This window comes from Lacrimispora amygdalina, from assembly GCF_003432035.1.
Lineage (GTDB): Bacteria > Bacillota > Clostridia > Lachnospirales > Lachnospiraceae > Lacrimispora > Lacrimispora amygdalina.
The window spans coordinates 43,346-57,806 of sequence record NZ_QOHO01000041.1 but is presented as its reverse complement, the minus strand read 5'-3'; the positions used below and the strand labels follow the sequence as shown (position 1 = coordinate 57,806).

Here is a 14,461-nt window from a genome sequence, read left to right as displayed (position 1 = left end):
TCTACTTTCTTTCACACTAAATCCTCCTTTTATGTTTGAAAAAATATATAATCGCAGGGCTGTCCTGGAATTATCATCAGCGTTCTTCCCTGTAATAGGGCTGTCCGTTAGCCTTGGGACCGCTTTTTCGAATTCCGAAAAATGCAAGAACAAACAGGGTGCAAAGATAGGGGATCATCTGGAGAAGCTGGTAGGGGGTGGACGGACTTAACAGCTGCAGCCGGATCTGCAGTGCATCGCAGAATCCAAAGAGCAGACAGGCTAACAATACGCCGGAAGGCATCCAGCGTCCGAATATAACGGCTGACAGTGCGATAAACCCGCGGCCTGCCACGATTCCTTCGGAGTAGGTGCTGGTGTAGCAGATGGTTAAATACGCCCCGCCGATACCTGCAAGTGCGCCGCAGATAACGCAGGCTATGTATTTTTGCAGCACTACATTGATTCCCAGTGTTTCTGCAGCTTTGGGAAATTCGCCCACGGCTTTAAAATTAAGCCCGGCTTTTGTCCTGTTAAAGAAAACTGCAGTGACAGGTACCAGGAGATAGGCAGCATATACCAGAGGAATATGGTGAAAGAACAAAGGCCCAAGAACCGGGATGCTGCTTAGGACCGGAATGGGAAGCGCCTTCATGGATACGCCCTGGATAAGTGTTGAAGTATCGGAAAAGGAAAGGCGGTATATGAAGGAAGCCAGTGCCGGTGCAAAAATATTAATTGCCATGCCATAAACAATCTGCGGAGCACACAAGCGAATGGTGCAGAACGCATAAATCATATTAATGGCAATGCCTGAAAGGGCGCCTGCAAGAATACCGGCTGTGGGGCTTCCGGTTTTATATCCGATTAAAAACCCGATTAATGCACCGAAGGACATGATTCCGTCAAGACCGATATTGACTAAGCCGGCCCGTTCCGAGTAGGTTTCAGCCAGTGCAACAAACAGGATGGGAGTAGCCATACGAATGGTGGAAAGCAGAAGCTCTGTAAGAAAATTGATATTTAAAAATGCATCCATCAGTTGGTAACCTCCTTTTTCCCAATATGGCTGTTTATGTACTGTCTGATTGCGGGGAGCTTTAAAAGCGCAGTGCCAGCCACCGCAAATATGATTACCAGTGCCTGAATAATATCAACTACTGCAGTGGGAATCTGCATACCGGTCTGCAAAGTACTGGCTCCTTTTCTCAGCACAGCAAAGATAAATGCCACAGCAGCAGTTCCGATTGGATTTAGCTGGGCGATCAGTGCGATTGCCACTCCGTCAAAACCGAATCCCTGCCCAAATCCGCCCATCAGTCTCAGCTGCTTGCCGTGAAGCTCCACGCTTCCGCCAAGTCCTGCCACTGCTCCGGAGGCAATAAAGGAAAAGAGAACATACCGGTTTACGGGGAAACCATTGAAAAATGCTGCAGTGGAATTTAATCCCACTGCCCTCAGCTTAAATCCCTTTGAGGTATAGAAAAGAAAGTAGTATCCTGCAAGTGCAAGTAATAATGCAATCCATACACCCCAGTGAACTGGAAAGCTTTTCGATACGACTGCCAGTCTGGTGCTGTCGGGGATGGCAAAGGTCTGGGGTACACTTCCGTCACGCAAAAGGGTTGTATAAACGTAACCCATAAAAAGAGTGGCCACATAATTCAGCATGATGCTGACAATCATTTCATTTAAGCCTCTTGTAATCTTTAAAATTCCGGGAATTGCGCCCCATACTGCTCCTGCTGCCGTGCCGATAAGAAGACTGAGCAGTATTCCTGCAGATCCTTCTATTCCGGACTTTGTAACAAAAAATATGCTGGCGACTGCTCCCATTACGAACTGACCTTCCCCGCCAAGATTGAATACACCGCATTTATAAGAGAAAGCGGCAGTCAGTCCCGTAAATATCAAAGGGCAGGCAATTACAAGGGTCTGAGCGATCTTTCTGCTGCTTCCGAAAGCACCGGAAAACAGAAATCCATATGCCTGAAAGGGGTTTTTGCCCAGGCAGATAATAATGATGCCTCCTATAATAAATGCTACCAGAATGGATAACACGGGCACAATGACCTTCATTAAATTTTCTTTCTGCTTCATGTCCTAATTCCCCTTTCCTGCCATTGCAAGTGAAATTTGTTCAATAGGCGGATTGACTCCTGAATAGGTTCCCATGACCTGTCCCTCGAACATGACCAGAATCCGGTCGGATAAATTAAGTATTTCATCAAAGTCCGCACTGATTAAGAGAATCGCACAGCCCTTATCCCTGGCAGCAGCCATGGTATCATGGACATAACGGGCGGCTCCGATATCTAAGCCTCTGGTGGGATGAACCGCGATTAAAAGTTCCGGGTCATTTTCCATTTCTCTTGCCAGTATAATTTTCTGCTGGTTGCCTCCGGATAAGTTGCGCACCTCCTGCTCGATGGAAGCGCATCGGATATCATTTTTTTCCTGCATTTCAAGGGCAAATTTGGTAATGGCCTTATTCTTTAACAGTGCTCCGTGCCCATAGGAGAAACGGGCTTCTTCTGTTGCCTTTAAAATCAGATTTTCCCTGACTGTCATATTGCCGATGAGTCCCATCTTATTGCGGTCCTCCGGGACATGGGAAACATGGGAGAGGATAAAGCCGTTTGGTGCAAAACGGGAGATGCGGGAGGCCTTTAACAAAACATTTCCCTCCTCAGGAGCGATAATCCCTGCAGCAAGCTGTGCAAGCTGTGACTGGCCGTTTCCATCCACTCCTGCAATGCCCAGGATTTCTCCCTTCCGTACGGTGAGACTCACATCATTTAAGCCGCTGTGCTTATGTTGTTTTTGATAGCTGATATTTTGAAAGCTTAAGACTTCATCACCGGGAGACGTTACTTTTTTATAATTACTGGGTACCATTTCCCTTCCGATCATTAAGTTTGCAAGCTGGGTGCCGTCGGTGTCCTCTTTATTTAATGTGGTAACGGTCTCACCTGCCCGCAAAATCGTGATCCGGTCACTGACTGAAAGGACCTCCCTCATTTTGTGGGAAATAAAAATGACGGATTTTTGTTCTCCGGTCAGCTTCCGGATAATGGCAAAAAGTCCTTCTGCTTCCAGGTCGGTAAGTGCAGCCGTCGGTTCATCAAGAATAAGAAGTTCCGCTCCCCGGTAAAGAGCTTTTAAAATTTCAACCCGCTGCTGGGCTCCTACAGAGATTTCCGTGATCTGCTTGTCCAGTTCCACATCAAGACCGTATTTTTCTGATAGTTCCAGGATTTCTTTTCTTACCTGGTCCTTTTTTATAAAGAAAGAGGAATCCTTCCGGCTTCCGAGAATAATGTTTTCTAATACGGTCATGGCTTCTACAAGCATGAAATGCTGGTGAACCATGCCAATACCCATTTTTACTGCAGCTTTTGGAGAATCAATTTTCACTTTTTCTCCACGGAGGAAAATGGCTCCGCCGGTGGGCTGGTATAAGCCGATAAGAATATTCATCAGGGTGCTCTTTCCGGCCCCGTTTTCTCCCAGCAGAGTATGTACTTCTCCCTCCCTTACAGAGAGATTGATATTACGGTTGGCATATACATCTCCAAACTGCTTGGTGATCTGCTCCATTCTCAGCAATTCCTTCATTGGTTCCTCCTAGCCTCTGATCTCCCTGATCAGGATTGATTTGCAATAAGCAAAATATGAATCTAAATCAAATGCCTCTTTGTCAACCAGAAACTGAACCGTGGCTCCCTCCAGCAGAGAGACCGCAATCCCGGCAATCAGATTCTGCTTTGCAGATGGCATATCCGGTGAAAATTTTTCTACGATTTCCCGTATTTCCGTTCTCCAGTTTTGATAGGAGAGGCAGAATTCCTTATGCATATCAGGATCCAGACGGGATTGATTCCAAAAATCCAGCTCAGCAACATCATATTTATCTTCTATTAAAATCGTGTAAATCTTTTGTTTTATAAAAATGTCCAGACGATCTTCAAGAGTCGCTTCCGGACCAATTCCTGACTGGTTAATGGATTGCTGGCGGATTTCGCGGTAACGGTTTAAGACTTTTTTCTGAACAGCAAGGAGAAGCTCTTTCTTGCTGTTATAATAATAGTGAATATTGGATTGAAACAAATGTGCTTTTTCTGCCACCTGCCGGATTCTCAGGCCGCTGATGGTTTTTTCCTGAATGATAGTAAGGGCTGCATCCAGAATCCTGTCTTCTGTTGAAATGCTGCAGGGTTTTTCTTCTATTGATAAAATTTGACCCATATCCTGCCTCCCTTTTGGTCAGATGACCAATTTCTTGCATTATACGGAACCGTTCTTATGGTGTCAATGAAAAATCAGAATAATTGGATATATTAAGCATTGGATTAAGAATATAAAAGAATAGCACTTGAAAATTAATAAAACAAGGAAAATAATAAGGGGCAATGGGTGAGATTTCCAGTTTTAGTTAAAAAACAGGATTGGAGAAAATTTCCAGATATTCCGAAATGTACCTTTGTTTGATATTATTTCTGTTATAAAAAAATTAAGAAATATATTGCAAATTTCCATTGTATATGATATAATGCCAGTGTTGTGAAACAAATATTTATGCGCGAGTGGCTCAGTTGGTGGAGTACGACCTTGCCAAGGTCGGGGTCGCGGGTTCGAGTCCCGTCTCGCGCTTTTTAAAAGCCTTGTATTTACAGGGCTTTTTCTTATTGTGTTACATTTCATGTTGCATAGTCTCAAAATGTTCTATGATCTTTCCCGTGAAAATCGTGTTGTAATCTTCCATAGTTCCCCGATAAATTAGAATTTAACGTATTATGAACATTGAAAACTTAATGTTGATAGTTAGTAGAAATTGAAGTATCATAAACATATAAGCAGTATTTTATATTGTTGTAATTCTAGTGTAAGTAAAATTTTAGAGGGATAAACATGAAATTGAATAAAAAAAAGGTACACATATTATTATTCTGTGCTGCTATCTTATGGGCTATAGTAACAGATGCGTGGGGATATTCTTCATTGCTTTTTGGAAATATGGATAATGATTGGGGGAAATCTTTGTATGGCATAATCAGCCGTGGAATATGGTGTATTCCCTTTATGTTTTTAATTGTAAAGTGTGATGATATCATTCCTATAGGTTTTAAAGACTTATTTTCTAATAAATGTCATTGGAAATCTATAATTATTATTTTTTTAGTTAATACAATTTATATAATGGCAGCAATGTATGTAAATCACGGTGATTTTTGGGTCAATCATGATATTCGTATTTCACAATTGCTTTTAAAGTTTTTAATGGTATGTTTTGTGGAAGAAATTGTTTATCGAGGATTTGGAATGAATGCTTTTTTAGCGTTCGTGAGTGAAAGGAAAGCTAACTTGTTTTCAGCTATATATTTTGTTTTGTTACATTTCCCTTCCTACTTTATTCACTGGTATTTAGATGGAACATTTGCTATTACAGCAATGCTTACACAGGCCGTATATGTATTGGTACTTGGGCTTATATTTGGATATTTGTTTAGAAAAAGCAAATCTATCTTACCCCCTATGATTATTCATTTTTGGTCAGATTTTGCATCAGTGATGTTTATAGGGTAATCATTTCTATGCAACACAGTATAAACATAACTTAAAGTCATTACATTACAATTATATTATCAAATCAGACAATGAACTACTAACTATGAAAATATTGTTTAGTAGTTTTTTTATGCAGCAAAACTGATATTTCCCGGAGTACCGGGAGAAAGGAAGAACCCGCATTTAATTGACAAAGGAGAGAAAATAATATAGAGTTAGATTAGAATAACGCTGTATACGGAGAATAAATGGAAGAATATTATGGAATTTTAAGAAAATCTGATATATTTCAACTGGCCGATGACGATACGTTAAAACATGTTCTCTATTGTTTAGAGGGACATGTAAGAGTCTATGGCAAGGGTGAAATAATATATCAATACGTGGCTGTCAGGAACAAGCGTTATTCCTGCATATTTCTTGACAGCTTTCCTTAAAGAAGATAAAATATGGGTATTAAAAGCTTATATTTCTTCGCTAATCTGATGATATGTCCATAAGCAGAGTTAATACAATCATATCAGAATATTCATGTAATAAATCCATAACAATATATAAAGGGGGAAATGGTATGTTTTTACACAAAAAAATTATGGTTATGTTGGGGGCAGGCATGTTTATGATAGCGGTTCCGTTTACGTCTATGGCTTCTTCCAACACAATCCAGGAGGTAAAAATTAATATTGATTTACAACAAGATGGGAACGATTTAGATGTCAGTGTCACCACCGATTCCAATATGTGCCGTGTAGATGATGTGGCTGTACTTAGTGGGTCGGATATTAATTGGACGGATGATGATGCGCATATTCTGAAAGTTCAGCTGAAGGCTGATGATAACAATACGTTTACTTATGGAATAGAAAAGCATATATCGATAAGTGGTGCCAATGGATCGTTAGTGAAAGGCCAGTCAAATGATTGGGAAATAACAGCATATATCGCGTTAGATGTTTTTAATAAATATAACATAAATGTGCGTGATTTAGCTTTAAGTGATCTGGAATGGGATGAGATGAATGGGATAGCCAGATGGAACGCAGCGGGTGACTCAGATAAGTATGAGGTGCAGCTTTACCGCGGCAGCCAATCCGTAACTTCTGTGTTTAAAACTGAAGAAACCAGCTATGATTTTTCCAGTTTTATTACCAAATCTGGTTCTTATACCTTTAAAGTTCGTGCTATAACGGATTCGTCACTTAAGGGTAGCTGGAAAAAATCCGAATCCTGGCATGTAAATTTGAAAGATGCTGAAAAGATAAGTTCCGGTGGTTCTGCTGATACGCTGTCAGGTCCTGGGGACAGCCGTAGTGGCAAATGGATAAAAGATGATAAAGGGTGGAAGTATCAGAATGCTGACAAAAAGAATACAATCAGTAACTGGCAGTATATTAATGGAAACTGGTATTATTTCAATGAATCGGGATACATGGTAACCGGCTGGATCAATTGGAAAACCAAGTGGTATTATTGTGGTGATGATGGAGCCATGGACATTAATGCAATCACGCCGGATGGGTATCATGTAGGAAATGATGGTGCGTGGACTGGGTCATGATAGTTAAGAATATGATAAAAGAAATATCTGTTTAATATCCTATGGTATGTGAACTGCATTTATCACGTTTAAAAAGCCTTGTATTGCAGGGCTTTTTATTTTACATGTTGTTGTTTTATTATAGCCGATCCAGTATTTAACAATGAGTGCGACTACGAAATCAGAAAATTAATTCTATTGGCTAATGCTAAACCAACCGCTTATACTGTATTATGGATATAAGCCGTAACATTTGGTATGGCATGATACAAAGTAAGAAAGTAGAGGGAAAAAGCACGAAAAAAAGAGGTCTTATTGTAATATCTTTTATTATACTATTTATAATTATAATATGTATTGCCATGAACCAGAAGAAAGTTATCACTGATATAGAAGAATATGGTTTTAACGGTTTTAAAGGGTATAGTAATTTAGATGTTTTTCCAGAAAGTATACCTGATGATGGTACAGATGCTCAATACTATTTTGAGTATAAAGATGGCATCTTTGACCCCTATTATCAAATCTATTTGAAATGTACTTACGATACACCAACATATTCTGATGAAGTCAAGCGATTAGCTCAAATAAAGGAAGACTACCAAGGAACTACACAGAAAATACGTTATAATACAGAGGATTTTGAATATCCGGCGTATGTTTCTATTTATGGGGATGATGGCTGTTATGAATATGCGCTTTTAGATGAAGGTAACCAGACTATTATTTATATATTTACACAATGGGCGAAAGCAGATAATATAAAATTCGAGAATGCTTACTTACCGAATAACTTTATGTTAGAATCAGAGCATGCTTTTTCTATTTACATGTTTGATTTAGGTGACGGAGGACGCTATGTAGTAGATAATAAATACAATAGTAAATAAATGCATCTTAATAAACTTTAGCTGGGTAATACAATCCATTCTTTCTTCCCGGTTCATTCATCACCTGAACCGATGTTTCATCTTATGAAAAGGTCTTTTTAATTTACATGTTGCATTCTATGCTGTACAGTCTTAAGATATTAAAAATGGCATTACGGTTTATTGTGAAGATTATCTATGAAAGGGTGCATCTGGTATGAGGCTGTTCCATGTGAGCGAGGAAGGTAATATTGATATTTTTAATCCCAGAATTCCAGAGAGAAAGGACTTAGATAAAAGTGTTGGATTAGTATGGGCTATCGATGAAAAACATTTACCTGATTTTTTAACGCCAAGAGATTGTCCGAGAGTAACTTACCACATAGGTGAAGGTACATCGGAACATGACAAGGAGGTTTTTTTCACCTCACTTGATATTGAGCATGTTGTTATTATTGAAAGTTCCTGGTTTCAAACTATGAAGAATACGCATTTATATCTTTATGAATTTGATGCGAAAGGTTTTGAATTGCAGGATGATATTGCAGGATATTATATATCGAGAGAGGCTCAAAAACCCATTGCAAAATATACTGTTAATGATTTATTTGAGGCTTTGTTAAAAAGAAATGTGGAACTTCGAATTATAAAGAATTTATGGGATATATCTGATAAAATTAAATCAACAACATTAAATTGGTCAATATGCCGTATGGGATATGCCCAGCCAAGATTATAAAGTAGATATTATATTAGAATCTCTTTTTTTAATTGACACCCTAAAACCATACATGAAAGATACAAGGAGAATTTAAAATGAACTATGATGCATTAATTATTGTAGACATGCAGACGGCTTTGGTGGAAGCAGAACCTTATAATAAGGTGGCTGTTGTAGAAAATATAAAGGCATTATTGGATTTCTGCAGAAAAAAGAGAATCCCGGTAATTTACGTTCAACACGATGGTGGAAATGGCGATGAGCTGGAGCATGGCAGCAGCGGCTGGACGATATATAAAGATATAGCTCCTATGCCAGACGAAAAAATATTTGAGAAACAATATAACAGTGCATTTAGAAAGACCGGGCTCCATGAATATCTCCAGGAGAAAGGTGTAAAAAACATTATCTTATGTGGTATGCAGACGGAGTATTGTTTAGATGCTACCTGCAAGGTAGCTTTTGAATATGAATATGATGTAACCATACCACAGTCAGCAACGACAACATTTGATAACGCTTTTGCAAGCGGTAAAGAATTAGCAGGATATTATGAAAATAAAATATGGAACAACCGTTATGCGAAAATTGTTGGTATGGAACAGATTCTAAAATTAATTTGTTCTTGACTCTTTCATAATGTGAGGGTTTATACTCCTGTTGTAAGATATTATAAACGTCAGGAGGCTTGGATTAATGCAGAAGAGACTGATTACGCTAAAGCATCACGCAGATGACTATGAATGTATGTGGAATGGAATTGAAGACTTGTATATACGGGAGACTGGAGAGACGCTTCCGCCGAGTTTCTTTTTCATTCTCGCCTCATTCGGATCATTCTGCTACATGAAAACACCAAAATCTAAATTGAAACGAATGATTGCATTGGGTGACGGCCGCACAAAGCAGATGTATGAATTTCTTGCTCCTATTGTAGGTTTTGAATATAAACATTACGAGTATAAGATGTTTGAACAGGCAATTAACAAGGCTAAGTCGGAAATTGACGCAGGCTATCCCCCTGTTTTGGGGGCACTTGATATGTGCTATCTGCCATACTATTCAAAATTTTATCTTGGAGAGCATATTCCATTCCACTATGTTTTGATGACTGGTTATGATGATGATGCACAGTGTATAGAGTTGTTTGACTGTGGGCGTGAGGAAATGCAGGTACTTCCTTATACAGAACTGCGTAAAGCGTGGAATTGCAGCTATTCTGGCTTGTCCGGACCAAACACCGTCTGTACGGTCAGATTATGTGCCGCAAAAACCAAATACCAGATTGCAAAGGAAGCGTTGGAAAAGAAAGCAAAAATGTTTTTATATCCGCAGGTGGGCTTTACTGGCAGAAAAGGATTTCAAAAGTTTATACAAGAATTACCTAAACTAAAAAGTGAACTTACGAAAGAGGATTATGATAATATACTCTCTAACCTGGTGATGTTTTTCGGTGCAGTACCCACAGTGCCTAACGCTCTGCGGGGAATTAGAAAACCGGATGAAGTAAACTTTAATGGTGGATTTGATAAAATGTGCCGTGTTCTCAATGAAATAGGAAAAGAATTTGGTAATGATACATGGCTTAAAGTGTCCATTATATTCCAACAGGGAGCCGAAATCGTCTCGGAAATCAAAGATGTGATAGTGGCCTATTTAACTGGAGAGAAGGATAGGACGGACGAACTGACGGAATTGTTTACAAAGATAATGGAGATTATGACAGAGGGCTTTATTCTTTTGGAAACATAGTATTCTATATCTTAAGGATAATAAATAAATCTTGGAGGTAAAAAAATGGCTTTTGATTTTAAGAAAGAATATAAAGATTATTATATGCCCAATAACATACCTGAAATAATAACTGTTCCGGTCACAAATTATATCGCAGTGAGAGGAAAAGGGGACCCAAATCAGGAAGGCGGAGCATATCAGAATGCGATGGGGATTCTATATGCGGTTGCATATACCATTAAAATGAGTTATAAGGGTCCCCATAAAATAGAAGGTTTTTTTGAATATGTAGTCCCGCCTCTGGAAGGATTCTGGTGGCAGGATCATGTCTCGGGTGTAGATTACACAAACAAGGACGCATTCAATTGGATTTCAGTTATTCGTCTGCCGGACTTTGTTACAAAAGAGGATTTTGACTGGGCAGTGACAGAAACGGGTAAAAAGAAAAAACTGGATTGCTCTTCGGCTGAGTTTCTGACGGTAGATGAAGGGGTATGTGTGCAAATCATGCACACAGGACCATTTGATGATGAACCTGTTACCGTTGCCATCATGGATGAGTATTTGCATGAAAACGGGTATATAAATGATATGACAGATACACGTTTTCACCATGAAATTTATCTTTCGGATACCCGTAAAGTGCAGCCATCAAAATGGAAGACAGTCATACGGCATCCGATAAAAAGGACCTGAATTTAGCAGTATATGACGCTTTTAGGAGATATAAGAATGAATGATATAAAAGCAATGGTATGGTTGTTTCCTATACTTTTTATTTTTCACGATTTTGAAGAAATAATTTTTATGCAATCGTGGGTAAGCAGGAATAGAAGTTATCTCTGTGAAAGATTTCCTGGATTATCAAAAAGATTATTACCTCATTGTGATAATATTACAACCTCATCTTTTGCATTTGGCGTAGCAGAAGAATTTATTCTGATTAGCATAATTACAGTTGTTTCTTATGTTATGAATTGGTATATCTTATGGATAGGAGTGTTTATTGCATTTACTTTGCATTTAGTAATACATTGTTTTCAGGCACTTATTGTAAAAAAGTATGTTCCTGCTATTATTACAAGTGTTATTTGTCTGCCTATATGTATTTACATTATTAAACATACAGTGGAACTGTTTCCTCTGGATACTGTTGTCTTGTACTCTGTTTTATCCTTTCTATTTATGGTGGTTAATTTAATTTTTGTTCACAAAGTTATGGAGGTATTCAGCAAATGGTTAGCACATAGCCACTGATTTAAGTCTTATTCCGGTATTCACTGGGCTGGATACCTACATAGGATTTAAAAACCCTGCTGAAGTAAGCACTATCCGGATATCCGGATAGTTCCCCCACCTTCTGCACTTCCATATCCGGATTATGGAGCAGCAGCCGTTTAGCTTCATTGATCCGAAGTCTGGTCAGATACTTGGAAGGCGTTTCTCCAGTACTTTTCTTAAATATCTTTCCAAGATATTCCGGTGTAAATCCGAATTTCTCACTCAATTCCTGAAAGAAAACTTCCTGCTTATAATTCTCCTGAAGATATTTTTCCATAAGTCTGCAAATAGATTCCTGGCTCAGTCTTTCGTTAACTGTGCAGTAGGATTCCAAAACATCAGTTTCGGATTTCATGGTAATCAGCAGTTTCTGAAGTGATTCGAAAAGGTTTTCAATAGTAACCGGCTTTAATAAATAATCTACGACTCCATAACGGATTGCGGACTGGGCATAGGAAAAATCATTATACCCGCTGATAATAATAATCTTAACACTGGGATGGTTTTTCTTTAAATAGCTTGCCAGTTCAATTCCGTCGCACTGGGGCATGTGGATATCCGTAATAATGAGATCAGGACAGTTTGCTTCTGTTAATTCTATGGCTTCCAGTCCATTGACTGCTTCGCCGGCCAGCTTAAGAGGTAAATTTAAGGAAGATATTTTCTTGATCAGGTTTTTTCGAATGAGGCTTTCGTCTTCCGCTGCAAGATAACTATAGCTCTGGATGGTGTTCATAATATTCCTCCCTTGACTGATAGATAGGGCCGCCCACTATAAAGCTGGTTCTGCCGGGAGTTGAACAGTCAATTTGAAAAACTGCTTCGGTCCCGTAGAGAAGCCTTAAACGAAGGCAGACATTTTTAAGTCCCATATTGCCGATCTGCAATGAATTCCATTCTTTATTCATATCCAGGTTTTCGTATAGCTTTAATAGTTCTTCTTTCTTTTCTTCGCTTAACAGGCCTCCATTATCCTCTACCTTTAAGTACCACTGCCCGTTTTCGGAGTAGGAAGAAATAGACAGCTGCCATGGCGGAGTAATCTGAAATCCGTACTTGAAGACATTTTCCACAATGGGCTGAATAATGAGCTTTGGTATATAGATCTGTTCCGTACCTTCTCCTATGTTCATGTTATAGGTAAAACCTTCATGAAAACGCATCTGCATACAGTTTAAGTAGCATTCCGTATAGAAGATTTCTTCTTTAAGCGGAACGATCATTTCCCTGGAAGAAGAAATATAACGGAAATAATCACAAAGGTAACGACACATTCGAATGATATCCTCATTCATATTTTCTTCCGCCATAACGGAAATATTTGTCAGGCAGTTATATAAGAAATGGGGATTGATCAGTGACTGGGCGGCCTGAAACTTGGCCCGGGTTTCCTCGGACTTGGACAATAATACCTCCTGTGAAGTGGAACGCAGCTTTTCGTACATGCTGCGAATGGACTCGCAGAGCAGGGAAAGCTCTTTAATACTGCTGTCAGCGGAGGTTAAATTAACCTTCTTTTCATCAAGGACACGGCTGATGGTGATTTTTCCTGTGGCTGCCGTCAGCTTTTCTAAGGGGACCGTCAAACGCTTGGAAATAAAAAAACAGATGAAGAGTGTTACCAGGATGGATAATGCCCCGATCAGGAAAAATGTTGTCCTGAAAAGAGAAAGAGATTTATAAAAAGCGGATTGGGGCCTGACCAGGATCACAGTCCAGTCGTAACCTTCGATAGTCTGGTATGTAAAGAGAAATTTTCCGCTGCTTTCTGTATTTAAGACTCCTGCCTGACCTTCAGCGGCAGCAGTGTGAGTTATCATGGCATAGTAATCTGGATAAGAAGAATCGGATGCATATGGATATACAAGCTCCTGCCTGGAATTGTAGATAAAAACACGGCTGTCCGGATTCTGGCTTTCAAGCTGCGAGGAAAGGGAAAAAATCCTGTCACAATCCTGGACAACTTCAACAATACCCTCCGGTTTGCCGTCTGTATCCAGAAAAAGGCGTACCAGGGAGATGAATTTCTGAGATTTCTGATTTTCGCCTTTGGCAGGCAGCTCTCTGTTTACCACGGGTGCTGTTATGTACTTATGTCCATTTAATGCCAGAGTCTGGGAATACCAGGGCAGGCGTTCCAAATCTACGGTAGTGGTCCTAAGCCAGTAACCGGCCTCCACACAGGAACCATCCATCGTATATAAGTTAATTTCAGAGGCACTCTGATATGCTCCGATCATGGCCGTAACGATGTCGTGAATTGCCATCGCCTTTTCCCTGGAAGCAGCCTGATCTGCGGGTGGCGTGCCGTCACGCTGGAATGTGGTGGAAAACTCCCTGAAATTCATTTTTATGGCGTTGGAATATACGATATTCATGGAAATTGAAGAGATGCTGTCAAGCTGGGTCCTGACCGAGCTTTCTACCGATGCGCACATATTTTCCAAATCCTTGGAAGCATCCTTTAAGGCATTTTTACGGTAATGGCTATAAGTAAAAACGAAGAAAATAACCAGTAGTATCAGGATAAAAAGACCATATATAATAAAGAGATACCATTTTTGGGAATATTGTTTTCCTGACTTTTTGATCGAAAAGCACCTCCCTTCGTGAACAATATTATACAATGTAGTTCAAAAAAATGCAAATGGCAGTTCGGAATTGTCTATTTTGCCCCGAAGCCCCTTGTGGTATTATGAATTTATAACAAAACATTACTTTTTTCAAAGGAATTTCCGGAAAAAGTAACAAGTCTAAGTGAGAAGAAAAAAG

At 39.5% G+C, this 14,461-nt stretch carries 15 protein-coding genes and 1 tRNA gene; 10 read left to right on the top strand and 6 right to left on the bottom strand.

Features of this window, described 5'->3' with window-relative positions; all coding sequences use genetic code 11:
• Nucleotides 1-76: 76 nt before the first annotated feature.
• Genes DS742_RS13780 through DS742_RS13765 form a run of 4 tightly spaced genes read right to left on the bottom strand, consistent with a single transcriptional unit; the run spans nucleotide 77 to nucleotide 4,227 of the window.
• Nucleotides 77-1,018: an ABC transporter permease gene (locus DS742_RS13780; RefSeq protein WP_117417553.1), complete on the bottom strand. Its 942-nt coding sequence runs from the start codon at nucleotides 1,016-1,018 to the stop codon at nucleotides 77-79.
• Nucleotides 1,018-2,079 (bottom strand): ABC transporter permease, encoded by a 1,062-nt coding sequence (locus tag DS742_RS13775; RefSeq protein WP_117417552.1) that lies wholly within the window; start codon nucleotides 2,077-2,079, stop codon nucleotides 1,018-1,020. The genes DS742_RS13780 and DS742_RS13775 overlap by 1 nt, the downstream gene beginning before the upstream one ends.
• A gap of 3 nt (nucleotides 2,080-2,082) precedes the next feature.
• Entirely contained in the window at nucleotides 2,083-3,597 is a 1,515-nt protein-coding gene (locus tag DS742_RS13770; protein ID WP_117417551.1) for an ABC transporter ATP-binding protein, read from the bottom strand.
• Between the two features lie 9 nt (nucleotides 3,598-3,606).
• Entirely contained in the window at nucleotides 3,607-4,227 is a 621-nt protein-coding gene (locus DS742_RS13765) for a TetR/AcrR family transcriptional regulator (RefSeq protein WP_117417550.1), read from the bottom strand.
• A 332-nt stretch (nucleotides 4,228-4,559) separates the two neighbouring features.
• On the opposite strand from DS742_RS13765, the gene DS742_RS13760 reads away from it, so the two are divergent.
• The 10 genes from DS742_RS13760 (at nucleotide 4,560) to DS742_RS13715 (ending at nucleotide 11,665) form a co-directional block, all read left to right on the top strand.
• Nucleotides 4,560-4,632, top strand: a tRNA-Gly gene (locus DS742_RS13760).
• Between the two features lie 258 nt (nucleotides 4,633-4,890).
• On the top strand, nucleotides 4,891-5,565 hold the full coding sequence (locus tag DS742_RS13755) for a CPBP family intramembrane glutamic endopeptidase (protein ID WP_117417549.1): 675 nt from the start codon (nucleotides 4,891-4,893) through the stop codon (nucleotides 5,563-5,565).
• Nucleotides 5,566-5,795: 230 nt separating this feature from the next.
• The gene (locus tag DS742_RS13750) at nucleotides 5,796-5,984 is read left to right on the top strand and encodes a hypothetical protein (RefSeq protein WP_117417548.1); all 189 of its coding nucleotides are present in this window, start codon (nucleotides 5,796-5,798) and stop codon (nucleotides 5,982-5,984) included.
• A 134-nt stretch (nucleotides 5,985-6,118) separates the two neighbouring features.
• On the top strand, nucleotides 6,119-7,105 hold the full coding sequence (locus DS742_RS13745; protein ID WP_242996476.1) for a hypothetical protein: 987 nt from the start codon (nucleotides 6,119-6,121) through the stop codon (nucleotides 7,103-7,105).
• 341 nt (nucleotides 7,106-7,446) lie between these two features.
• Nucleotides 7,447-7,974 (top strand): hypothetical protein, encoded by a 528-nt coding sequence (locus tag DS742_RS13740; protein ID WP_147325785.1) that lies wholly within the window; start codon nucleotides 7,447-7,449, stop codon nucleotides 7,972-7,974.
• A 211-nt stretch (nucleotides 7,975-8,185) separates the two neighbouring features.
• Nucleotides 8,186-8,692: a DUF6886 family protein gene (locus DS742_RS13735; protein WP_242996475.1), complete on the top strand. Its 507-nt coding sequence runs from the start codon at nucleotides 8,186-8,188 to the stop codon at nucleotides 8,690-8,692.
• A 77-nt stretch (nucleotides 8,693-8,769) separates the two neighbouring features.
• On the top strand, nucleotides 8,770-9,303 hold the full coding sequence (locus DS742_RS13730; RefSeq protein ID WP_117417545.1) for a cysteine hydrolase family protein: 534 nt from the start codon (nucleotides 8,770-8,772) through the stop codon (nucleotides 9,301-9,303).
• Between the two features lie 67 nt (nucleotides 9,304-9,370).
• The gene (locus DS742_RS13725; protein WP_117417544.1) at nucleotides 9,371-10,426 is read left to right on the top strand and encodes a BtrH N-terminal domain-containing protein; all 1,056 of its coding nucleotides are present in this window, start codon (nucleotides 9,371-9,373) and stop codon (nucleotides 10,424-10,426) included.
• 45 nt (nucleotides 10,427-10,471) lie between these two features.
• Nucleotides 10,472-11,104 (top strand): GyrI-like domain-containing protein, encoded by a 633-nt coding sequence (locus tag DS742_RS13720; RefSeq protein WP_117417543.1) that lies wholly within the window; start codon nucleotides 10,472-10,474, stop codon nucleotides 11,102-11,104.
• Between the two features lie 36 nt (nucleotides 11,105-11,140).
• On the top strand, nucleotides 11,141-11,665 hold the full coding sequence (locus DS742_RS13715) for an HXXEE domain-containing protein (RefSeq protein ID WP_117417542.1): 525 nt from the start codon (nucleotides 11,141-11,143) through the stop codon (nucleotides 11,663-11,665).
• A 1-nt stretch (nucleotide 11,666) separates the two neighbouring features.
• Here the strand turns inward: DS742_RS13715 and DS742_RS13710 are convergent, their stop codons facing one another.
• Together DS742_RS13710 and DS742_RS13705 are read right to left on the bottom strand one after the other, a co-directional pair.
• A complete protein-coding gene (locus DS742_RS13710) occupies nucleotides 11,667-12,425 on the bottom strand; it encodes a response regulator transcription factor (protein ID WP_117417541.1) in 759 nt (252 codons plus the stop codon).
• Complete coding sequence (locus DS742_RS13705) at nucleotides 12,403-14,127, bottom strand: cache domain-containing sensor histidine kinase (protein WP_242996478.1); 1,725 nt, start codon at nucleotides 14,125-14,127, stop codon at nucleotides 12,403-12,405. Before DS742_RS13705 ends, DS742_RS13710 begins: the two co-directional genes overlap by 23 nt.
• Nucleotides 14,128-14,461: the final 334 nt, after the last annotated feature.